This is a genomic window from Streptomyces durmitorensis (assembly GCF_023498005.1).
GTDB lineage: Bacteria > Actinomycetota > Actinomycetes > Streptomycetales > Streptomycetaceae > Streptomyces > Streptomyces durmitorensis.
Genome location: NZ_CP097289.1, coordinates 1,824,926 through 1,847,203 on the forward strand (window position 1 = coordinate 1,824,926; position 22,278 = coordinate 1,847,203).

General features: G+C 72.4%; 19 protein-coding genes and 1 pseudogene. 13 read left to right on the plus strand and 7 right to left on the minus strand.

From position 1 onward, the window contains the following. Positions 1-58: 58 nt before the first annotated feature. Positions 59-556 (minus strand): winged helix-turn-helix transcriptional regulator, encoded by a 498-nt coding sequence (locus M4V62_RS08410; RefSeq protein ID WP_249586607.1) that lies wholly within the window; start codon positions 554-556, stop codon positions 59-61. A gap of 189 nt (positions 557-745) precedes the next feature. On the opposite strand from M4V62_RS08410, the gene M4V62_RS08415 reads away from it, so the two are divergent. The 3 genes from M4V62_RS08415 to M4V62_RS08425 all read left to right on the plus strand — a co-directional run bounded on the left by M4V62_RS08415 (position 746) and on the right by M4V62_RS08425 (position 4,201). Then, a complete protein-coding gene (locus tag M4V62_RS08415; protein ID WP_249586608.1) occupies positions 746-1,606 on the plus strand; it encodes an AAA family ATPase in 861 nt (286 codons plus the stop codon). Then, positions 1,603-3,009 (plus strand): vWA domain-containing protein, encoded by a 1,407-nt coding sequence (locus M4V62_RS08420; protein ID WP_249586609.1) that lies wholly within the window; start codon positions 1,603-1,605, stop codon positions 3,007-3,009. The genes M4V62_RS08415 and M4V62_RS08420 overlap by 4 nt, the downstream gene beginning before the upstream one ends. 64 nt (positions 3,010-3,073) lie before the next feature. After that, complete coding sequence (locus M4V62_RS08425) at positions 3,074-4,201, plus strand: M20 family metallopeptidase (RefSeq protein WP_249586610.1); 1,128 nt, start codon at positions 3,074-3,076, stop codon at positions 4,199-4,201. Positions 4,202-4,466: 265 nt separating this feature from the next. On the opposite strand, the pseudogene M4V62_RS08430 reads toward M4V62_RS08425, so the two are convergent. The 3 genes and pseudogenes from M4V62_RS08430 to M4V62_RS08440 form a co-directional block, all read right to left on the minus strand. Continuing rightward, positions 4,467-5,243 (minus strand): annotated as a pseudogene (locus M4V62_RS08430) (ABC transporter ATP-binding protein); the annotation flags it as partial. A gap of 4 nt (positions 5,244-5,247) precedes the next feature. Beyond that, positions 5,248-6,513, minus strand: coding sequence for a FecCD family ABC transporter permease (locus M4V62_RS08435; protein ID WP_249586611.1), 1,266 nt, complete (start codon positions 6,511-6,513; stop codon positions 5,248-5,250). Next, the gene (locus M4V62_RS08440; protein ID WP_249592742.1) at positions 6,510-7,529 is read right to left on the minus strand and encodes a FecCD family ABC transporter permease; all 1,020 of its coding nucleotides are present in this window, start codon (positions 7,527-7,529) and stop codon (positions 6,510-6,512) included. The genes M4V62_RS08435 and M4V62_RS08440 overlap by 4 nt, the downstream gene beginning before the upstream one ends. A gap of 226 nt (positions 7,530-7,755) precedes the next feature. On the opposite strand from M4V62_RS08440, the gene M4V62_RS08445 reads away from it, so the two are divergent. The 9 genes from M4V62_RS08445 to M4V62_RS08485 all read left to right on the plus strand — a co-directional run bounded on the left by M4V62_RS08445 (position 7,756) and on the right by M4V62_RS08485 (position 18,159). Then, entirely contained in the window at positions 7,756-8,739 is a 984-nt protein-coding gene (locus tag M4V62_RS08445) for an ABC transporter substrate-binding protein (RefSeq protein ID WP_249586612.1), read from the plus strand. Next, positions 8,736-9,530, plus strand: coding sequence for a 2,3-dihydro-2,3-dihydroxybenzoate dehydrogenase (locus tag M4V62_RS08450; protein WP_249586613.1), 795 nt, complete (start codon positions 8,736-8,738; stop codon positions 9,528-9,530). The genes M4V62_RS08445 and M4V62_RS08450 overlap by 4 nt, the downstream gene beginning before the upstream one ends. A 39-nt stretch (positions 9,531-9,569) precedes the next feature. Further along, the gene (dhbC, locus tag M4V62_RS08455; protein WP_249586614.1) at positions 9,570-10,790 is read left to right on the plus strand and encodes an isochorismate synthase DhbC; all 1,221 of its coding nucleotides are present in this window, start codon (positions 9,570-9,572) and stop codon (positions 10,788-10,790) included. Then, the gene (locus M4V62_RS08460) at positions 10,787-12,445 is read left to right on the plus strand and encodes a (2,3-dihydroxybenzoyl)adenylate synthase (protein WP_249586615.1); all 1,659 of its coding nucleotides are present in this window, start codon (positions 10,787-10,789) and stop codon (positions 12,443-12,445) included. Before dhbC ends, M4V62_RS08460 begins: the two co-directional genes overlap by 4 nt. Positions 12,446-12,530: 85 nt before the next feature. Beyond that, complete coding sequence (locus tag M4V62_RS08465) at positions 12,531-13,163, plus strand: isochorismatase family protein (protein ID WP_249586616.1); 633 nt, start codon at positions 12,531-12,533, stop codon at positions 13,161-13,163. Position 13,164: 1 nt separating this feature from the next. Then, the gene (locus M4V62_RS08470) at positions 13,165-13,395 is read left to right on the plus strand and encodes a phosphopantetheine-binding protein (protein WP_249586617.1); all 231 of its coding nucleotides are present in this window, start codon (positions 13,165-13,167) and stop codon (positions 13,393-13,395) included. Further along, positions 13,392-17,279: an amino acid adenylation domain-containing protein gene (locus M4V62_RS08475; protein WP_249586618.1), complete on the plus strand. Its 3,888-nt coding sequence runs from the start codon at positions 13,392-13,394 to the stop codon at positions 17,277-17,279. Before M4V62_RS08470 ends, M4V62_RS08475 begins: the two co-directional genes overlap by 4 nt. Further along, complete coding sequence (locus M4V62_RS08480; RefSeq protein ID WP_249586619.1) at positions 17,276-17,497, plus strand: MbtH family NRPS accessory protein; 222 nt, start codon at positions 17,276-17,278, stop codon at positions 17,495-17,497. Before M4V62_RS08475 ends, M4V62_RS08480 begins: the two co-directional genes overlap by 4 nt. Beyond that, complete coding sequence (locus M4V62_RS08485; protein ID WP_249586620.1) at positions 17,494-18,159, plus strand: 4'-phosphopantetheinyl transferase family protein; 666 nt, start codon at positions 17,494-17,496, stop codon at positions 18,157-18,159. Before M4V62_RS08480 ends, M4V62_RS08485 begins: the two co-directional genes overlap by 4 nt. On the opposite strand, the gene fes is transcribed toward M4V62_RS08485, so the two are convergent. Next, positions 18,075-19,352: an enterochelin esterase gene (gene fes / locus M4V62_RS08490; RefSeq protein WP_249586621.1), complete on the minus strand. Its 1,278-nt coding sequence runs from the start codon at positions 19,350-19,352 to the stop codon at positions 18,075-18,077. The two genes, M4V62_RS08485 and fes, sit on opposite strands and share 85 nt — an antisense overlap. Positions 19,353-19,479: 127 nt before the next feature. Here fes and M4V62_RS08495 point away from each other — a divergent pair, with 127 nt between their 5' ends. Beyond that, positions 19,480-20,340, plus strand: coding sequence for a hypothetical protein (locus M4V62_RS08495; RefSeq protein WP_249586622.1), 861 nt, complete (start codon positions 19,480-19,482; stop codon positions 20,338-20,340). A 48-nt stretch (positions 20,341-20,388) separates the two neighbouring features. Here the strand turns inward: M4V62_RS08495 and M4V62_RS08500 are convergent, their stop codons facing one another. Continuing rightward, on the minus strand, positions 20,389-21,069 hold the full coding sequence (locus M4V62_RS08500; protein WP_249586623.1) for a response regulator transcription factor: 681 nt from the start codon (positions 21,067-21,069) through the stop codon (positions 20,389-20,391). Continuing rightward, positions 21,066-22,229, minus strand: a complete 1,164-nt coding sequence (locus M4V62_RS08505; protein ID WP_249586624.1) for a sensor histidine kinase — start codon at positions 22,227-22,229, stop codon at positions 21,066-21,068. The genes M4V62_RS08500 and M4V62_RS08505 overlap by 4 nt, the downstream gene beginning before the upstream one ends. Positions 22,230-22,278: the final 49 nt, after the last annotated feature.

The following is a 22,278-nucleotide window of genomic DNA, read 5'->3' on the forward strand; positions in this document are numbered from 1 at the left end:
ATAGACTCACTCGTCAAGAGTGCGGAGGTGGACGGCCGGACGCGAGGAGCCGGGGAGTTCAGCGGTTGAAACGGTCCCGGATGTCCGGCCGTTCGGCCAGGCGCGCCGGGTAGCCGGGGCCCAGGCGCGGGTGCGTGTCCGCGGCCGACATCGGCTCCTTGCAGTGGCCGCAGACCACCTCGGCCCGGGCCTCGTGCCCGCAGCGGTCGTGCTCGAAGACGACCGGCGCCCCCTCGTCACCGCTCAGCCAGCGGTTGCCCCAGCTGTTCATCACGGCGAGCACGCCGAAGAAGTCGCGGCCCTTCTCCGTGAGCACGTAGTCGTAGCGGACCGGTTCGCTCTGGTAGGCGCGCTTCTCCAGCAGGCCCTCGTCGACCAGGCGGCGCAGCCGGTCGGTCAGGGTGTTGCGCGCGATGCCCAGCTCCTGCTGGAAGGCGTCGAACCGCTTGATCCCGTAGAACGCCTCACGCAGCACGAGCGGGGTCCACCAGTCGCCCAGCAGGTCCATGGTGCGGGCGATGGAGCAGGGCCAGTTGGCAAAGGAGGTCCGCCTCATGCCGCAAGGATACGAGAAGGGGCCATGGATCCCGGTGGGTCTCGGGACTGGACTCAGCAGACCGGGGTGGGTGCGGGCGTGCTCACGTGACGTTCGACGCAAACGCGGCGCCGCCGTTGTGGAACGGTCCGTGCTGCTGATCAAGTGGCGGGAGCCGTCACGTCGTTCCGTATCAGCCCGGAGGCTCCGTTGCTCTTCACATCCGTGGACGATGTCGCCACGCGGCTCGCCGAAACGGGCTATCTGGCCTCGACGGCCGTGGCCACCACCGTCTTCCTCGCCGACCGCCTGGGCAAGCCGCTGCTCGTGGAGGGCCCGGCGGGCGTCGGCAAGACCGAGCTGGCCAAGGCCGTCGCCGAGGTCGCGGACGCGCGCCTGGTCCGTCTCCAGTGCTACGAGGGCGTGGACGAGTCCCGCGCGCTGTACGAGTGGAACCACGCCAAGCAGCTCCTGCGCATCACCGCGGGCCGCGACGAGTCGTGGGACGAGACGCGCACGGACATCTTCAGCGAGGAGTTCCTGCTGCCGCGCCCGCTGCTCACCGCGATCCGCGGCAGCGAGCCGAAGGTGCTCCTGATCGACGAGACCGACAAGGCGGACGTCGAGGTGGAAGGGCTGCTCCTGGAGGTCCTGAGCGACTTCCAGGTCACGGTCCCCGAGCTGGGCACGATCACCGCCACGCGCCGCCCCTTCACCGTGCTCACGTCGAACGCGAGCCGTGAGCTCTCCGAGGCGCTGCGCCGCCGCTGCCTCTTCCTCCACATCGGCTTCCCCGACGAGGAGTTGGAGCGCCGGATCGTGCGACTGAAGGTGCCGGGACTCGACGAGGCGCTCGCCCGGTCCGTCGTCCGCGTGGTCGGCGCGCTGCGCGCGATGGACCTGCGCAAGGTGCCGTCGGTCGCCGAGACCATCGACTGGGCCCGTACGCTGCTCGCCCTCGGCGCCGACTGTCTCGACGAGGACGTCGTACGGAGCAGTCTCGGCGTCGTGCTCAAGCACCAGGACGACGTGCTGAAGGCGGCGGCCAAGCTGGATCTGGACGCGGTGTGACCGCGGTCTCGGCCGGGATCACAGAGCGGCTCACCGCGCTGGTGCAGGCCCTGCGCTCGCACGGCATCCGGATCGGCACGGGCGAGACGGTGGACGCCGGGGCGGCGGTGGAGGCCCTCGGCCTGGCCGACCGGGAGCGGCTTCGGGAGGGCCTCGCCTCCGCGCTGCTGCACAGCGAGGGACAGCGGCCGGTGTTCGATCCGGTCTTCGACCTGTACTTTCCGCGCGGGGTCGGCGCTCCGGAGGTCCTTGGCGGCTCCGGCAAGGACATCGACCGGGACGACCTGCGCGACCGCTTGGCCGCCGCGCTCGCCGCCAACGACCAGGCGCTGCTCGTCCAATTGGCGGCCGAGGCGGTGGACGGCATGGGCGGATACGGGACGCGGCCCGGGGCGGGAGGTGAAGGTGGCGGCTCGGGCGGTTCGGACGGGTGGTCGTCGCACCAGACGCTGTCCCGGCTCCGTCCCGAGACCCTGCTGGCCCGCGTCCTGGCCGGTATCCGCCAAGGCACCGCGGAAGGCGATTTCACCGACCGCCTCACCGCCGACGAGATCCGCCGCCGCATCGAGACCTTCCGCGACGCGGTACGCGACGAGGCGCGCCGCCGGGTCGCCGAGCGGCGCGGCGCGGAGGTGATCGCGCGGCGGGCCGTCGCCCCGACCGCCGACCGGGTCGATTTCCTGATCGCGGGCCGCGCCCAGCTCGACGAACTGCGCAGAACGGTCCAGCCACTGGCCCGCAAACTCGCGACGCGCCTCGCCGCGCGCCGGCGCCGTGCGGCCCGCGGGCGGATCGACCTGCGCAGGACGCTGCGCGGCTCGCTGTCCACGGGCGGCATCCCCATGCGGCCGGTTCTGCGGCGCCGCCGCCCCGCGCGGCCCGAACTGGTCCTCCTGTGCGACGTGTCCGGCTCGGTGGCGGGCTTCGCCAACTTCACGATGCTGCTTGTCCAGGCGCTGCACGACCAGTTCAGCAAGGTGCGCGTCTTCGCCTTCGTCAACCGCGTCGACGAGGTGACCGACCTCATCGCGCGGGGCACGGCCGACCCCGAGGGCCTGGGCAGCCGGATCATCTCGGGAGCGGCGGTCACCGGCTACCACGGCAGCAGCGACTACGGCTCGTCCCTGGGCGAGTTCGCCGAGCGCTACGCCGAGGCGGTCACCGCGCGCTCCACGGTCTTCGTCCTCGGCGACGCCCGCACGAACATGAGCGACCCGAACGTCCCCGCCCTGCGCACCATCGCCTCGCGCGCCCGCAAGGTGTACTGGCTCAACCCCGAGCGCCGGGCCCAGTGGCAGACGGGCGACTCGGCGGCCTCCACCTACGCCGAGTACGTGGAGATGCACGAGTGCCGCAACGCGCGGCAGCTCAGCGCGCTGATCGGGCGGCTGCTGCCGGTCTGAGCGGGTGGGCTGCCGACCGTAGGCTGTCCGGACAGGATGTCGGCGGCAGGGGCGAGGAGGACGCGTGGCAGGCGACGGGCTCAAGGAGGAGATCCGGGCTCGGATCGGCGAGGTACGGGGCGAGCTCGTCGGGCTCAGTCGGCTGATCCACGCCCATCCGGAGATCGCGTTCGAGGAGCGGCAGGCCGCCGGGTGGTGTGCCGATGTGCTGCGCGCGCACGGATTCTCGGTGACCGCGCCTGCCTATGGGCTCGAGACCGCCTTCGAGGCGACCATCGGGTCCGGGCCCGTGACCGTCGCGCTTGCCTGCGAGTACGACGCGCTGCCCGGCATGGGGCATGCCTGCGGGCACAATCTGATCGCGGCGGCGGGCGTGGGGGCCGCTCTTGGTCTTGCTCCCGTCGTCGATCAACTCGGGCTCACTGTACGCGTGTTGGGGACTCCTGCCGAGGAGAGCGGCGCCGGGAAGGCGCTGCTGCTCGATGCCGGGGCCTTCGAGGGGGTCGACGCGGCGATGATGGTGCATCCGTGCCCGTTCGAGGTGGCCGACTTCCATTCGTACGCGATGGGGGCGCTGTCGGCGACGTACACGGGCAAGTCCGCGCACGCCACGCTCAACCCGCAGGACGGGCGGAACGCGGCCGACGCGCTGACCGTGGCGCAGGTGGCGATCGGGCTGCTGCGGCAGCAGCTGCCCGGGGAGTGGAAGGTGCACGGGATCACCACCGAGGCCGGGACCGCGCTCAACGCCATTCCCGAACGGGCCAGTGCCGCCTACGCGTTGCGGACGCCGTCCGTCGAAGAGCTGCGTGAGCTGCGGGAGCGGGTGGCGGACTGCTTCCGGGCGGGGGCGCTGGCGGCCGGGTGCACGGTGGAGCTGGAGCAGCCCGCGCCCGACTATCTCGACTTCCGGTCCGACGCCGGTCTCGTCGCGCTGTGGGAGGCGAACGCGCGCGCCCTGGGGCGGCCCGAGCCGCAGCGGCGCGGGCCCTTCGCGTCCACGGACATGGGCAACGTCTCGCATGTCGTGCCCTCGATCCACCCCGTGCTCGACATCAGCGGGGGCGGCTGTGGCCCGCACCAGCCGGAGTTCGCCGCCGCGGCCGCCACGCCGGCCGCCGAACAGGCCATGATCGACGGGGCGGTGGGACTCGCGTGGACGGCGGCTGATTTCGCGGTCGGCCGGGCGTAGCCGCGGACCCGGGCGGGGGCGACGTCGCGGCGCCCTTTCCGCGCAACCTGCCCGGGCCTCCCCGCCCACGCCGCACAGGCCCCTCCCCGAGCCCCTGCACGGACGTCTGTCAGCCCGGCTCCCGCGCCTTCGCGGGGGCCTTCGCGGGGGCCTTGGTGGAGGCCGCTTCGGGTGCCTGCTCGGGAATTGTGGCGGCGTCCGCAGGCGCCCCGAGCGACTTCTCGTCCACTTTCTCCGGCACCCTTCCGGGCGCCTTCGCCGTCATCGCCGTCATCGTCGGTACGACCACCGGGGAGCCGTCACCCGGTGCCTGAAGGATGTCCGCGTCGATCCCGTACAGCTCCTTGACCAGCTCGGCGGTCACCACCTCGCGCGCCGGGCCGTTCGCGACGATCTTGCCCGCGTTCATGGCGATGATGGTGTCGGCGTATCGGGCCGCGCTCGCCAGGTCGTGCAGGACCATGACGACGGTGCGGCCCGCCGCGGCCACCTCCCGTACCAGGGAGAGGACTTCGACGGCGTGCCCGAGGTCCAGAGCGCTGGTCGGCTCGTCGAGGAGCACGATCGGCGTCTGCTGGGCGAGGACCATCGCCAGCCAGCACCGCTGGCGCTGACCTCCGGAGAGGTGGTCCAGGCGGCGCGTGGCGAGCTCCGTGGTGCCGGTGGCTTCGAGCGCCTCGCGCACGGCGGCCTCGTCCTCGCGCGACCACTGGCGGAACAGCCCCTGGTGGGGGTGGCGGCCGTAGCGGACGAGTCCGGCGACGGTGACGGCCTCGGGGGCCTGCGGCGACTGGGCGAGCAGCGCGATGCGGTGGGCCGCGCGGCGCTGGGTGAGCCGCCACACGTCCTCGTCCCCGGCGTGCACCGTGCCCGAACTCGGCTTGTGGAGGCGGGAGATGGAACGCAGCAGCGTCGACTTGCCGCAGCCGTTGGGGCCGACGATGGCGGCGACCTGTCCGCTGGGGATGGTCAGGTCGACGCCGTCCACGGCGGCCGGGTGGCCGGGGTAGCCGGAGGTGAGCGCCTCGACGGTCAGTTGCACGGGGTCAGGCCTTTCCGGTCTGCTCGGAGTTCTTGCCGAAGAGGACCCACAGGAGGAAGGGTCCGCCAAGGACGCTGGTGATGACGCCGACGGGGATCTCCACGGGGGCGACGACGCGGCCGAGCGCGTCGGCGGCGCCCACGAGGGCCGCGCCGACCAGGGCCGAGCCGATGACGGGGACACGGGTCGGTCCGCTGAGCCGGGAGGCCACGACGGGCGCGGCGAGCGCGACGAAGGCGATCGGTCCTCCGATGCCGACGGCCACGCCGGACAGGGCGACGGCGAGCGCGAGGGTCACGGCGCGGACGCGGCGGACGTTGACGCCGAGGGTGGCCGCCATGTCGTCGTCGAAGCGCAGGAGTTGGAGGCGGCTGCCCGCCACGAGGGAGAGCGGGACCAGGACGAGCAGGACGAGCGACAGGGGCGTGCCGACGCTCCAGTCCCGGCCGCTGAGCGAGCCGACGGTCCAGAGGAAGACACCGCCCGCGGTGTTGTCGTTCTCGCGGGACATGACGAGGTCGGTGACGGCGCCGATGACGGTGGAGACGCCGATGCCGACGACGAGGATCCGGTATCCCCCGCTGCCCGCGCCGCCCGCGCAGGCGACGACCACCATGGCCGCGGCGGCGGCGCCGAGCGGCCCGAGCCACCAGTCGCCGATCATCCCGGTGGACGAGCCGACGACGGAGGCGACGACGGCCGCGGTGGCGCCTTCGTTGACGCCGATGATGTCGGGGGTGGCGAGGCGGTTCCCGGCGAGCGTCTGGGTCAGGCACCCGGCGATGCCGAGCGCCGCGCCGACCATGAGCCCCACGGCGATGCGCGGAAGGCGGAAGTCCTGCACGAGCATGACGGTGGCGGAGTCGCCGGTTCCGAGCAGCCCGGAGAGGCTGTCGGAGAAGCTCATTCCGGTGGAGCTCGCGAAGGTGGCGAGCGAGACGACGGCCGCGATGACCAGCGTGAGTCCGACGGCGGCGAGGGCGCTGCGGTAGGGGAAGAGCCAGGAGAAGGCGCCGACGCGTACGGCGGTGGAGTCGGGCGGGGTGATGTCGGCGGGGTGCTGCGCACGGCCGTGAACGGAATCCGGGCCGCCGGTTTCGGCACCGGGTGCGGAGCCCTGCGTACCGCCCGACGCCGCGCCCGACGCGCGGTACGACACGCGCCCTGGCGTGGCGTCCGCAGCACGGTCCGGCGCGGAACCCGGCGCGGAATCCGACACGTCGTCGGGCGCCGAGCCCGCCGCCCCCTCCGGAAGGCGCTCGGCACTCATGCGCCCACCCCCGCCGTCGACATCCGCTGCGACCGTGCGATCCAGATCAGCAACGGGCCGCCGATGAAGGCGAGAAGCACGCTCACGGGAGTCTCCCAGGGGCGGATCACGACCCTGGCGAGCAGGTCGGCGGCGATCATCACGTTCGCCGCGACCAGCGCGGAGAGCACCAACTGGCCCGCCATCCGGGGGCCGGTGACCGCGCGCGCGGCGTACGGAGCGAGCAGGCCGAGGAAGGCGATGGGTCCCGCGAGTGCGACCGCCGAGCCCGCGAGGAGCGTCACGGCCGCCGCGACGATCAGGCGTATCCGGCCCGGGTGGTGGCCGAGCGAGCGTGCGCTGTCGTCGCCGAGTGCGAGTGCGGACAGCGGGCGTACGCAGCAGAAGGCGATGAGGAGTCCGACCGCGATCAGCGGGATCAAGGGGTACGTCTCGGAGGTCTTGATGCCGGCCAGTGAACCGATGGTCCAGTAGCGGTAGGTGTCGAAGGTGGCCTGCTCCCCCAGCAGGACGTACGACGTCATGCCGTGGAAGGTCGCGCCGAGCGCCGACCCGGCGAGGACGAGCCGCAGCGGCGAGCCCGCGGCCCGCCCGGACGCGGCGAGCAGCAGGACCACGGCGCTCGCGGCCATGCCGCCGACCAGGGCCCACACCAACACGCCGTACGCCGAGGTGACTTCGAAGTAGGTGAGGCCGATCACGACACCAAGGGCGGCGCCCGAGTTGACCCCGAGGAGGCCCGTCTCGGCGAGCGGGTTGCGGGTGACGGCCTGCAGGAGGCAGCCCGCCGCGCCGAGGGCGACGCCGACCAGGGCGCCGGCGAGCGTACGCGGAAGGCGTACGTCCATCACGGCGAGCCGGATCTGGGCGTCGGCCCGTGCCGAAGGATCCCCGGTGAGGAAGTCCCAGGCGCGGCCCATCGGCGTCGACCCCGACCCGACCAGGAGCGAAAGGAGGCCGAGCAGCAGAAGCAGGACAACGAGGGCGGCAGCCGCCCACAGCGTGGGGCGATGCATCTTCGCCAAGCCCGGTATCGGAGGTCTGGATCCGGACGTTGGGACCCGCCCCTCTTGCGCAACCAACATGAAGTTAGCCTAACCTAACCTTGACCTGGAGCCCCGGTTCGGGGTGTGGCCGAACTCCCTGATTCCTCAGGGCCAATTCGTCATGCCCCGACACGGCCAGGGATGACCCTTATGTCCGGCCTGACCCCCGGACTACAGAAGCATGGAGATCACGGACATGTCCTCGAACCACTCCCCGCGCACCCGGCTGACCGCGGTTGCGGCCCTCACTCTGGCCTCCGCGCTCGCCCTTTCCGCCTGCGGTTCGGACTCGTCCGACGACTCCGGCTCCAGCACCAAGGGCAAAAACGCCGCGAAGGACGTCACCGTCACCGACGCCTCCGGTGCGGAGGTAAAGGTTCCGGCCAATCCCAAGAAGGTCATCGCCCTGAGCGAGATGGACCTGGACTCCGCCCTCGCCCTGAAGGTCAAGCCCGTCGGCCTCTCCGCGGGCCGCGGCCAGAAGGGCGCTCCCGAGTACCTGGCCGACCAGGCCAAGGACATCCCCGTCGTGGGCGCGGTCACCGGACCCGACATCGAGAAGGTCCTGCAGGCCAAGCCGGACGTCATCCTCGCGGGCCAGCTCGCCGACCAGCAGGTGCTCAAGCAGCTCAAGGCGATAGCCCCGACGGTCGTCACGATCGACAGAACCAAGGACTGGAAGAAGTCCCTGGAGATCACCGGCGAGGTGCTCGGCAAGTCCAACGAGGCGAGCGCGTTCCTCAAGGACTACGACACCAAGGCCGCCGCCGTGAAGAAGAGCCTCGGCGACAACGCGGGCGCGAGCGTCTCCGTGGCGCGCTACTCCGCCAAGGGCACCGCCGTCATGCAGCAGGGCGTGTTCATCTCCGACGTCCTCAAGGACCTCGGCTTCAAGCGCCCCGGCATCCAGAACAAGAAGGGCGAGGGCCACTCGACGCCGCTCAGCGACGAGGACCTGAAGCAGATCGACGCCGACTGGCTGTTCATCGGCACGCTCGCCTCCGCGGGCCCGGACGCCGACCTCTTCAAGGAGCTGAAGGGCAAGGCCGCGTACAAGCAGCTCGACGCGGTCAAGAAGGACCACACCACCGAGATCGACGGCTCGAAGTGGACCAGCCTGGGCGGCGCGCAGGCCGCCGTCTCCGTCCTTGAGGACGTCGAGAAGGCGATGGGCAAGTGACCTCCGGCATAGCCGACCTGGAGCTCGCGGGGCGGGTGGCCCTGGTCACCGGCGCGAACCGGGGCATCGGACAGGCAGTGGCCCGCGCGCTCGCCGAGCGCGGCGCGCGGGTCGTGGCCGCCGACCGGTCGCCCGACGTCAAGGAGCAGACGCAGGAGACGGAGGGCGGCCGCATCACCGGCATGGTCCTCGACGTCACCGACGCGGCCGCCGTGGACGCGGCGTTCGACGAAGTCGAGCGCACCGTGGGGCCGTTGGAGATTCTGGTCAATGTGGCGGGCATCCTCAGGCCCGCCCCGGTCGTCGAACTCACCGACACCGACTGGGCGGACACCTTCGCCGTCAACACGAACGGCGTCTTCCACACCTCGCGCGCCGCGGCCCGCCGCATGACGGCGCGGGGCAAGGGGTCCATCGTGACGGTCGGTTCGAACGCCGCCGGGGTGCCCCGTACCCAGATGGCCGCGTACGCCGCGTCCAAGGCCGCCGCCACGATGTTCACCAAATGTCTCGGCCTCGAGGTCGCCCGCGACGGCGTGCGCTGCAACGTCGTCTCGCCGGGCTCCACGCACACCGACATGCAGCGGCAGCTGTGGACGGACGACCACGAGCAGGCCGCCGCCCGGGTCATCGACGGCGACCCGTCCTCGTACCGGGTCGGCATCCCGCTCGGCCGGATCGCCGATCCCGCCGACATCGCCGACGCGGTCACCTTCCTGGTCTCCGACCGGGCCCGGCACATCACCCTGCACGACCTGTACGTGGACGGCGGCGCCACCCTGCGCGCCTGAAAGCCGCGCCGCCCTCCCCTACTTGACGAGGAGTCATCCGTGACACCCCCCAACGACGTGGTCGCAGTCGCCGCCCCCACCACCCCCGGGGCCGTCGGCGCGGCGACCGCGCTGCTCGACGCCTACCGACCCGGCGACACCCGGTTCTTCGCGTCGCCCACCCGCACCCTCCTCGCCCACGGCACGGCCGCCGAAGTACCGCACGACGAGCGGCCGTTGACGGAGCGGGTCACCGCCACGCTCGAAGCGCAGCGACGCGCGGGCAACCACGCCCCGATCGTGGTGGGCTCCATCCCCTTCGACCCCACCGCGCCCGCCGTGCTCGCCGTGCCCGAAGCGGCCCGCTGGGCGCCCGCGCTGCGCACCGACCCGCTCGTCGCGCTGCCCACTCCCCCGCCCGCCACGGCCGGCGGCTGGCAGCTGCGCGAGGTCCCGTCGGGCGCCGAGTACGCCGCTTCGGTCGAGGCCGCCGTGGCGCGCATGAAGAGCGGGGAGTTCGACAAGGTCGTCCTCGCCCGCACCCTGGAGCTGTCCACGGACGGCCCCCTGGACCTGCCCGCGATGCTCCAGCGCCTGGCACGGCGCGACCCGCGCGGTTACTCCTTCGCCGTGCCCACGGGCGCGGGCCGCACCCTGCTCGGCGCGAGCCCGGAGCTGCTCGTCTCCCGGCACGGCAACCGCCTGACCGCCAACCCGCTGGCCGGTTCGACGCCCCGCTCGGCGGACCTCGCCGAGGACGTGCGCCGGGCCGCCGCGCTGCTCGAATCGGCGAAGGACCTGCACGAGCACGCCGTCGTCGTGGACGCCGTGCACAAGGCACTCGCCCCGTTCTGCACCGACCTCGACGTGCCGGAGCGGCCCACCCTTGTCCGCACCGCCACCATGTGGCACCTGTCGACGACCGTCACCGGCGACCTTGCCGAACCGACCACCTCCGCACTGGAGTTGGCGACCGCCCTGCACCCGACTCCGGCGGTCTGCGGTACCCCTACCGGGCACGCCCGTGACGTGATCGGCGAGCTGGAGCCCTTCGACCGCGGGCACTACACCGGCATGGTGGGATGGAGTGACGCGCGCGGCGACGGCGAGTGGGTCGTCACCATCCGCTGCGCGGAGGCCGAGGAGACACAGGGCGGCGGCGGACAGCTGCGGCTCTTCGCGGGCGCGGGCGTCGTGGCCGACTCCTCGCCCGAGGCCGAGCGGGCCGAGACGGGCGCCAAGTTCCGTACGTTCCTGGATGCGGTGGGGGTCGACCGATGACGAAGACGGACAGCCTGAGGGCGGACAGCTTTGGGGCGGACAGCCGCAGGGACGCGCCGCCCATCCCGGAGGTCTTCGCCGAGCGCTACCGCGCTGCGGGCTACTGGCGCGGTGAGACATTCGGCGGCATGCTCCGCGAGCGGGCCGACGCGCACCCCGCCCGGGTCGCGATCACCGACGGGGACCGGAACTGGACGTACGGCGAACTCGACGTACGCGCGGACCAGTTGGCCGCCGGTTTCATCGCCCGCGGCATCACCAAGGGTGACCGGGTCGTCGTCCAGCTGCCGAACGTCGCCGAGTTCTTCGAGGTGATCTTCGCGCTCTTCCGGATCGGCGCCCTGCCGGTCTTCGCGCTGCCCGCGCACCGCGAGACGGAGATCCACTACTTCTGCGAGTTCACCGAGGCCGTCGCCTACGTCATCCCGGACCGGGTCGGCGGCTTCGACCACCGCGACCTCGCATCGAAGATTCGCGCCGAAGTGCCCACGCTGCGCGACGTGTTCGTGGTGGGCGGCGACCCCGGCGAGCACACGGCGCTGGCGGACTTGCCGAGCGAGCCGGTCGAGATCGACGGACCCGCGCCGTCCGACCTCGCGTTCCTCCAGCTCTCGGGCGGCAGCACCGGCGTGCCCAAGCTGATCCCCCGCACCCACGACGACTACATGTACTCGCTGTGGGGCTCGAACCAGATCTGTGGCGTGACGGAGGACTCGGTCTTCCTCGTGGCACTGCCCGCGGCCCACAACTTCCCGCTGTCGTCGCCCGGTTCACTGGGGCTCTTCTACGCGGGCGGCCGTGTCGTGATGTGCCCGCAGCCCGACCCGGACACCGCGTTCCCGCTCATCGAGCGCGAACGCGTGACGATCACCGGTCTCGTCCCGCCGCTCGCCCTGGTCTGGACGGACGCGGGACGCACCACTCCGTACGACATCTCCAGCCTCGACGTACTCCTCGTGGGCGGCGCGAAGTTCAGCGAGTCGGCGGCGCGCCGCGTCGCACCCGCGCTCGGCTGCACCCTTCAGCAGGTCTTCGGGATGGCCGAGGGCCTGGTCAACTACACGCGCCTGGACGACCCGGCGGAGACCATCGTCACCACGCAGGGCCGTCCGATCTCCCCGGACGACGAGATCCGCATCGTCGACGACCTCGACCAGGACGTGCCGGACGGCGAGGCGGGCCACCTGCTGACCCGCGGCCCGTACACCATCCGCGGCTACTGGCGCGCCCCCGAGCACAACGCGCGCTCCTTCACCGCCGACGGCTTCTACCGCACCGGCGACATCGTGCGCCGCACCCCCACCGGGCATCTGGTGGTGGAGGGCCGGGCGAAGGACCAGATCAACCGCGGCGGCGAGAAGATCGCACCGGAGGAGGTCGAGAACATCATCCTCGCCCACCCCCACGTGCACGACGTGTCGGTCGTCGCCGTCCCCGACGAGTACCTCGGCGAGCGGACCCTCGCGTACGTGATCCTGCGCGCGGACGCCGAACCGCTGAAGCCCGTCGTCATCAAGAAGTTCGTACGGGAGCGCGGGCTCGCCGCGTACAAGGTGCCTGACCGGGTCGAGTTCGTGACCGCCTTCCCGCAGACCGGCATCGGCAAGATCAGCAAGAAGGACCAGCGGACGACCGCCGCTGCTCCGGGCGCCTGACCTCTGCCCGCTCCGGGCAGCCGACCACTGCCCGGCAGCCCCCCGATGCACCCAGCTTTCCTGAGTTCCCGAAAGGCCTCCAGACATGGCGCTCCCCGCCGTCACGCCGTACCCGATGCCCTCGTCCGACGAGCTGCCCGACAACCGGGTTGCGTGGACCATCGACCCGCAGCGGGCGGTGCTGCTCGTCCATGACCTGCAGAACCACTTCCTGACCGCCTACACCCCCGACACCTCGCCGACCACCGAACTGCTCGCCAATGTCGGCGAGTTGGCGAAGGCGGCCCGCGCGTCCGGGATTCCCGTCCTGTACTCCGCGCAGCCGGGCGGCCAGTCGCCGGCCGAGCGCGGTCTCCAGCAGGACTTCTGGGGTCCCGGGCTACCCGACGACGAGCACGCCAAGGCCATCGCGGGCCCGGTGGCACCGGAGCCCGGCGACACCGTGCTCACGAAGTGGAAGTACAGCGCGTACGTCCGCACCGACCTCGAGGAGCGCATGCGCGAGGCGGGCCGGGACCAGATCGTCATCGTGGGGGTGTACGCCCACATCGGCGTCCTGATGACGGCCGCCGACGCGTGGATGCGTGACGTGCAGGCCTTCGTCGTCGCCGACGCCGTGGCCGACTTCTCCCGCGAGGACCACGACATGGCGCTGCGCTACGCGGCAGGCCGGTGCGCGGTCGTCACCACCACCGACACGGTTCTGAAGGGGATCTGACATGGCACTCAGCGTGGAACTCATCCGGGCCGACGTCGCCGATGTCCTGGGCGAGGACCCGGCCGACATCCCCGTCGACGAGAACCTCGTCGACTACGGCCTCGACTCGGTGCGCATCATGTCGCTCATCGAGCGCTGGCGCCGCGACCACGGCATCACCGCCACCTTCGTGGACCTGGCCGAGCAGCCCGCCATCGAGGCCTGGGCACCGATTCTGGGAGCCTCCGCATGAGGCTCACCGCTGCCCAGTCGGGCATGTGGTTCGCGCAGGCGCTCGACCCCGGCAGCCCGGCCCAGAACACGGCCGAGTGCCTGGAGATCCACGGTCCCATCGACCCGTCCCTGTTCGCGCGGACCCTGCGCCAGGTGGTGTCGGAGGCCGATGCCCTGCGCGTACGGATCATCGAAGGGGCCGACGGGCCGAGCCAGTTGGAGGTCGTCGACCCGACGCTTCCGCTGAAGGTGCGCGATCTGCGCGCCGCGGCCGACCCGGACGCCGACGCGCGGGCGTGGATGCGCGAGGACCTGGCCACGCCGTTCGACCTGGCGGCAGGACCGCTGTTCGCGCACGCGCTGTTCCGCGTCGACGACGAGCGGTGGCTCTGGTACCAGCGGGTGCACCACATCGTGATGGACGGCTTCGGCTACTCGCTGCTCGCGCGGCGCACCGCCGAGATCTACACCGCGCTCGCCGCGGGCGAGACCCCGGCCCAGAGCCCCTTCGGGCGGCTCGACGACCTGGTCGCCGAGGACACCGCGTACCGCGCGTCGGAGACGTTCGAGACCGACCGCCGGTACTGGGACGGCGCCTTCGCCGACCGGCCCGACGCTCCCAGCCTGGCGGGGCGCACCGCACTGCCGTCCCGCACCTTCCACCGCCGCAGCGCCCACCTCTCCCCCGAGGCGACCGCGCGGCTGCGCGAGTCGGCGTCCTCGATGCGGGCGACCTGGCCGGAGGTGCTCGTCGCCGCGCAGGCGCTGTACGTGTCGCGGGCCACCGGCTCCGCCGAGGTGGTGCTCGGCCTGCCCATGATGGGCCGCATGGGTTCGGTGGCCCTTCGCGTGCCCGGCATGGTGATGAACGTGCTGCCGCTGAGGCTCACCGTGACCCCGCAGGCCACCTTCGCCGAGCTGACCCGGCAGGTGGTGCTCGGCATCCGCGCCGCACGCCGCCACCAGCGCTACCGCTACGAGGACATCCGCCGGGACCTGGGCCTGCTCGGCGAGGGCCGCTCCCTGGTCGGCCCGCTGGTGAACGTCATGCCGTTCGACTACGGCCTGACCTTCGCGGGCGCGCGCACGGACGCCCACAACCTGTCGGCGGGCCCGGTCGAGGACCTCACGGTCAACGTCTACGACCGCGCCGACGGCAGCGGCCTGCGCATCGACTACGACGGCAACCCCGCCCTCTACGAGCCGGAGGAACTCGGCGCCCACCAGGCTCGGTTCATGGAGCTCCTGGAGCGCATCGCGGAGGCAGGGCCGCACACTCCGCTGGCCGAGCACACGATCGCCCGCCGCGCCGAACTCACCCTGGTCGTCGACGAGTTCAATGCCACCGCGCACCCGGTGCCGCCCACCACGCTGATCGGCCCGATCGAGGGCCAGGCGGTCCGCACCCCGGACGCCACTGCTCTGGTCTTCGGCGACCAGGAGCTGACCTACGCCGAGCTGAACGCCCGCGCCAACCGGCTCGCCCACCACCTCATCGAGGTCGGCGTACGTCCGGGAGCGCTCGCTGCGGTCGCCGTGCCCCGCTCCCTGGACCTGGTGATCACGCTCCTGGCCGTGCTCAAGGCGGGCGGCGCCTATCTCCCCCTGGATCCGGACTATCCGGCGGACCGCCTCGCGTACATGCTGGACGACGCGCGCCCGGCCTGCGTGATCGCGGACCGCGCCGACCGGGTGCCCGCCTCGGGCGTACCGCTCGTCGCCCTGGACCGCCTGGACACGACGCCGTACGGCTCGTACGACCCGCCGCGCGCGCTCACCCCGCACCACCCCGCCTACGTCATCTACACGTCCGGTTCGACCGGCCGCCCCAAGGGCGTCGTCGTGCCGCACTCCGCGATCGACAACCGGCTGCGCTGGATGCAGGGCCAGTACGAACTCGCCCCGGGCGACCGGGTGTTGCAGAAGACCCCGTCCGGGTTCGACGTGTCGGTGTGGGAGTTCTTCTGGGCGCTGCGCGTGGGTGCGACGCTGGTCGTCGCGGAGCCCGGCGGCCACAAGGACCCGGCGTACCTGGCACGTGTGATCCGCGAACAGGGCATCACCGTCTGCCACTTCGTGCCGTCGATGCTCCAGGTGTTCCTGTCCGAGCCGGCCGCGGCGGACTGCGGTGGCCTGCGGCACGTCTTCTGCAGCGGCGAGGCGCTGCCGCGCGAGACGGTCCGGGAGTTCGGGCGCGTCCTTGACGGCGTGCCGCTGCACAATCTGTACGGCCCGACCGAGGCCGCCGTCGATGTCACCTACCACCCGTGCGCGACCGACGCCGCGGGCCCGGTACCGATCGGCAAGCCCGTCTGGAACACCCGTCTGTACGTCCTCGACGCGGCGCTCCAGCCGTGCCCGCCCGGCATCCAGGGCGAGCTGTACCTGGCGGGGGCGCAGCTGGCGGCCGAGTACCTGGGGCGGCCCGAACTGACCGCTTCCCGCTTCGTCGCCGACCCCTACGGCGCTCCCGGCACCCGCATGTACCGCACGGGCGACCTGGCGCGCTGGACCGAGCACGGCGAGATCGAGTACCTGGGCCGCACCGACCACCAGGTGAAGCTGCGCGGCCTGCGCATCGAACTGGGCGAGATCGAGGCCGAGTTGGCCGCCGATCCGGCGGTGGGCGCGGCCAGCGTCCTGGTCCGCGAGGACCGCCCTGGCGACCAGCGCCTGGTGGGGTACGTGACGCCCTCCGACACAGGAGCCGTCGCCGACCCCGATGAGCTGCGCGCCCGGCTCGCCCGCACGCTGCCCGACTACATGGTGCCGGGCGCGATCCTCGTCCTGGACGACTTCCCGCTCAGCCCGAACGGCAAGCTGGACCGACGTGCCCTGCCCGCCCCCGCCTTCGAGGGGTCGGCCGACGGCGGCCGGGTGCCCAGCGGCCACCGTGAGGAGACCCTCACCCGGCTCTTCGCGGAGATCCTGGGCGTGCCCCAACTCGGCGTGGACGACGCCTTCTTCGACCTCGGCGGCACCTCGCTCCTGGCGGCCCGCCTGGTCTCCCGGGTCCGCGACACGCTGGGCGCCAAGCTCACCATCGGCACGCTCTTCCAGGCGCAGACCCCGGCGGCGCTCGCCGCCCACCTGGACGCGGACCACAGCGAGGCCGACCACGCCCTGGACGTGCTGCTTCCGCTGCGCGCCGGCGGCGACCGCACCCCGCTGTTCGCGTTCCACCCGGCGGGCGGCATGAGCTGGTGCTACTCGGGGCTGCTCTCGCGGCTGGACCCCGGGCAGCCGGTGTACGGCCTCCAGGCGCGCGGACTGCACGGCGAGGGTGAACTCCCTTCCACCATGGAGGAGATGGCGGCCGAGTACGTCGACGCCCTGCGCGCGGTGCGGTCGCACGGCCCCTACCGGCTGCTCGGCTGGTCGGTGGGCGGCGTCCTCGCCCACACGGTCGGCGTACTGCTCCAAGAGGCGGGCGAAGAGGTCGAGTTGCTCGCCCTGCTCGACGCCTATCCGTCCGACCAGTGGCGGGACTCCGCGGTCCCCGCGGAGGCGGACGCCCTCAAGGCGCTCCTGCGGATGGCCGGTTACGACCTGACGGACGAGCTGACCCGCGAGGACGTCCTGGCCACGCTGCAACGCGAGGGCAGCGCCCTTGCCGGGCTGCCCGACCGGACGCTGTCCGCGGTGCTCGACATCGTGGTCAACAACGCCCGCCTGATGCGCGAGCACGAGCACCGCGCCTTCGACGGCAACGCCCTGTTCTTCACGGCCGCCGCGCCGCGCGCCGAGGACTGGCTGACGAGGGAGGCCTGGGCGCCGTACGTCAGCGGCACGATCAGCAACCACGACGTGGACTGCCTGCATCCGGAGCTGACCCAGCCGCGCCGCCTCGACGAGGTGTGCGCCGTCCTCGCCACCCGCCTCAAGGAGCTGGACCACGCATGACGACCACACCCGGCCCCTTCGACCCGGTCGACGCCGACACCGGAACCGGCACCGTCACCGACACCGACACCGAGCCGACTCATCTCGTCCTGGAGAACGCGCTCGGCGAGCACTCCCTGTGGCCGGTCTTCCGCGCCGCGCCGGAGGGCTGGACCGCGGTGTACGGCCCGGAGACGTACGGCCGTTGCGTGGCCCGCCTCCAGGATCCGCCCGCGTGACGGAGATCCAGCTCGTCCGCCCGGCCCCGCTCGACGTGTCGCTCCTCGACGCCGATGAGCGGCGCCGGGCGGCGGCGTTGCGGCGCCCTGCGGACCAGGAGCTGTACGCGGCGGCGCACTCGGCGCTGCGTCGGCGGCTCGGCGCGTACCTCCGCGTCGACCCGGCGGCGGTGGAGCTGGTGCGGCTGCCGTGCCCGCTGTGCGGCGGCCCGCACGGACGTCCTGCCGTGGCGGGCGGGGCGGGCCCGCACTTCTCGCTCTCGCACACGGACGGTCTCGCCCTGCTGGCCTTCGCGGACCGCCCGGTCGGCGCCGACGTCGAGAAACTGCCGTCCGCGGGTGTGCTGGCCGACGTGGCGGCGTCCCTGCACCCCAGGGAGCAGGCCGAACTGGCAGAACTCCCGGCCTCCGAGGGCCCGTTGGCCTTCGCCCGCTGCTGGACGCGCAAGGAGGCGTGCCTCAAGGGGACGGGCGAGGGGCTGGCCGGTGGCGGGATGGCGTCGCTGCTCGTGGGGACGGGCGCCGCGCCTCTCGCCGTCCAGGGCTGGACGGTGCGGGACGTGGCCGTCCCCGAGGGTTACGCGGCGGCGGTGGCCGTCGCGGACCGGGCGCCGAGCAGCCCGACGAGTCCGTCCGCGAGTTCGGTGCGCCAGCACAGGTAGTCGTGGCCGCCGTTGAACTCGCGGTACACGGCGTCCTCGTACCCCTTCTCCCGCAAGGTGGCGCGCAGCCTGCGCATGGCGGGCAGCGCGACCCACTCCTGCTCACCGGCCGAGAGCCAGAACCGCACCGGCAGCCTCTCGCTCGCGGCGATGCGGCCGGTCAGCCACTCGGAGCGTTCCAGGTCGGGCCCGTCGGGCCACCAGAAGGAACCCGACTGCGCGAGGACGCGGCCGAACCGCCCCGGCGCGAGGACACCTGCGTACGCGGCGGTGAGGCCACCGAGGCTCTGGCCCGCGACGACGGTCCGCGCCGGATCGCCGGTCAGGGAGAGCCGCTCGCCCGCCCAGGGCAGCAGCTCGGTCTCCAGGAATCCGACGAACCGTTCGTTGCAGGCGAGTTCGGCCCAGCGCTGGTCGGCGCTGAGGGATTCGGGCAGCAGGGCTGCCAGGGGCGGGATGCGGCCGTCGGCGATGAGATTGTCGAGCAGGGCCGCGACGTCCAGGCCGGGCTGCCACATCTCGCCGTCCATGAGCACCAGGACGGGCAGGTCGCGCCCGCCGCCGGGCGGCTCGTACACATGGACCGGCCGTTCGTTGCCGAGCAGTTCGCTGCGGACCGTGTGCGTGCTGACGGTGCCGCGCGCGACGCCCTCGCGACGCTGCCAGTCGTCACCGGCAGGCGCCTGCGGCAGCTCGACGTACGAGACCGGATCGCCGCCCCAACGCCGGGCAAGGACACGCGAGTTGAGCGGGTCGGTCCGCTGCTGCCGCCGCAGCCAGGGCCAGTACGCGCCGTCCGCCTGCGGGCCGTCCCCCTCGTCCACGCAGAGGCTGTAGGTCGCGCGCCAGTCCGCGCGCATCCGGACCGACCAGTGCCAGATGTCCGTGCCCGGCACCCGCTCCATCAGGTTGCCGGACAGATCACGGGGGTCGACGATCTTGTTCGGCAGCACGAGGACGGCGCGGGTCGCGTCCGTGCCGCGCCACAGGAAGGTGACCACGCGACGGCCCTCGTCCCCCAGCGGATCGGGTTCGACGACGGGCGTGCCGCCACACGCCCGCACGTCACCCCAGAAGTCGCCCCGCTCCACGGCCCGCGCCACCCACGTACTGTCCGCGCGCTCGACGGGCAGCGGCCGCGGGATGCGGGGCGGCCGACGGGTCGCCCCGACGGGAGGAGCGGTGAGCGGCATGGGGAGGCCTCCTGGGGGTCACTGCGAACGCATAGCTAAGGGTGACCTTACTTGAGCTGGTCACCCCCGCGTCGACCAGGGCCGGGCCGCGCCCGCCCGTGCCGGGGCCACCGGTACATTGCCGCTTATGTCGATACCGAACCCCCAGCCCAACCAGCCGAATCAGCCCAATCCGTACCAGCAGCCCCCGAATCCCTATCAGCAGCCTCCGGGCGCCGTGCCCCCACAGGCGTACGGTCAGCCGCCGGGCCCGTACGGACAGCAGCCCGGCCCCTACGGCCAGCCGCCCGCCCCGCCCGCGCCCCCGGCGGGACCGCGCAAGCCCACGCCGGGCTGGGTGTGGGGAATCGGCGGCGTCGTGGTCGCGTCGGCCCTGTGGGCGGGGGCGCTCTTCGCCACCGGCAACCTCGGCTCCGACAGCGGGGGCGGTGGCGGCGACGCCGATGCGGACCTCGCCGGCTACCAGTACACGAAGGATCTCTGCGACGTCTCCCCGCTGGACGCCTTCAAGAAGAAGTACGAGATCGACCCGGACGCCGCGACGCTCACGGACTACACCTCACGGCAGAAGGCATTCGACCAGAGCTACTGCAGCCGCAAGCTCAAGGACCCGGACGCGTCCGCGGATTCCTATTCGAGCATCTTCGTCTACTCCACCGCCCGGTGGCACAAGAAGACCGACCCGGCGGGCGACTTCGCCTCGGAGCAGAAGGCGTACGAGGACCAGTCGCAGAAGACGTACAGCTACAAGACCAAGGCCGTGAGCGGCATCGGGGACGAGGCGTTCCTGGTGACCGAGACGAGCGGCACGGGCGACGACGACCTCAACGGCATGACGCTCGCCGTGCGCGAGGGCTGGTTCACGTACCAGATGCACTGGAGCTCGTACGCGGGCACGGACGACAAGTCCGAGCCGCCGACCGCCTCGGAGGTCGAGGAGATGCTCACGTCCGACACCCGCGCGGCGATGGACGGGCTCAAGAAGTGAGGGACGGGGTCGAGGGGCCCGTCGAGGGGCCCGTCGAGGGGTCCTGACTCAGCGGGTGGGTGGAGCGGGGCGGACGAGGCCCGACTGGTAGGCGATGACGACCAGTTGGGCGCGGTCGCGGGCGTCGAGCTTGGTCATGGCGCGCTGGACGTGGGTGCGCACGGTCAGCGGGCTGACGAAGAGGACGTCGGCAATCTCGGCGTTGGACATCCCCTCGGCGGCCAGGGCCATCACCTCCCGCTCGCGGGCGGTGAGCGCGGCGAGGCGTTCGGGCGGCGCCAGGTGGCCGCCGGGGTCGGGGGCGGCGAGGAAGCGGGTGATGAGGGCGCGGGTGGCCGACGGGGAGAGCAGGGACTCGCCCGCGACCACGGTGCGGATCCCGCCGAGGAGTTCGTCGACGCCCACGTCCTTGCCGAGGAATCCGCTCGCTCCGGCGCGCAGGGCCTGGGCGACGTACTCGTCGGTCTCGAAGGTCGTGAGGATGAGGACGCGGGTGGCGGCCAGGTCCGGGTCGGCGCAGAGCCTGGCGGTCGCGGCGAGGCCGTCCGTGCCGGGCATGCGGATGTCCATGAGGACGAGGTCGGGGCGGTGGGTCCGGGTCAGTTCGACGGCTTCCTCTCCGTCGGTGGCCTCGGCGACCACCTCCATGTCGTCGCAGGAGTCGATCAGGATGCGGAAGGTGGCCCGGAGGAGGGCCTGGTCGTCGGCGAGGAGGACGCGGATGGTCATGGGGCGCTGTTCTCTTCCGGGTTCCGGGGATGCGACGGCAGTTCGGCGACGACTTCGAAGCCGCCTTCGGGACGGTGGCCCGCGTGCAGGTGACCGCCGACGGAGTGCGCCCGTTCCCGCATGCCGATGAGGCCGAAGCCGTGACCGGCGGCGGGCACGGTGGGCGCCGTGGGGCGTCCGTCGTCGGTGATCTTGAGGGTCAGTCCGTCGGGGGCGTGGGCGAGATGGACGTACGCCGTCTTCGTGGCGGCGTGTTTGCTGACGTTGGTGAGTGCTTCCTGCACGATCCGGAATGCTGTCAGGTCGACGGCCGCCGAGAGCTCCCGCGGCTCGCCCTGCGTGGTGACGGTGACCGTGAGCCCGGTGGACGCGAAGGAGGCGGTGAGGTCGTCGAGCCGCGCGAGTCCGGGTGAGGGTTCCAGGGGCGTTTCGGTGTCGTTCGCCTGGCGCAGCAGGCCGACCGTGGCCTTCAGTTCGCGCAGCGCCGACGCGGTGGTGCCCGTGAGGTCGGTGAGGATCCGCTGCGCCTGGTCGGGGTGGGTGCGCGCGAGGTGCGCCGCCGTTCCGGCCTGGGCGTTGGCCAGGGTCAGGTGGTGGGCGACGACGTCGTGCAACTCGCGGGCGATGCGCAGGCGTTCGGCGTGCGCGGCACGGGCCTGCAGGGCCTCCAGATAGGCGCGGCGCAGCTGGACTCCGCTGCCGAACATGGCCGACAGGAGGACCCAGGCGATGGGGTTGAGCGTCTTCAGGAGGAGCGAGTGGTTGACGGGGTCCGCGAACAGAGCAGTGGCCCCCACCAGTACGGCGACGCCGAGCGTGTACCGGCGGGTGGTCTTCCGGTCGGCGCCGGCGGCCAGCCAGTAGAGCGCCGACATGACCGGGCCGAGGAGCAGGGGCGTGAGCAGGAAACCCATCGCGCTCGTGCCCATGGCGCAGACCGTGGTCACCGCGACGACGGTGCGGGGGCGACCGCGCTGCCACAGCAGGGATGTGCAGGAGACGGCCGAGATCAGCACGCCGGTCCACCACGTGGGCCGGTCGGACGGCTCGGTGGTGCTGAGCATGCTGCCGGAGAACGAGACGCCGAACAGCAGCAGCGCCACGGCCGCGTCGGCGGCGCGGGGGTGGGCCTCCGCGTGGCGCTGCCATCTGGTGAGCATCGAGTTCTCCGATCAGGGTGCTTGAGCCATGGTCCGCGACGCGACCGCC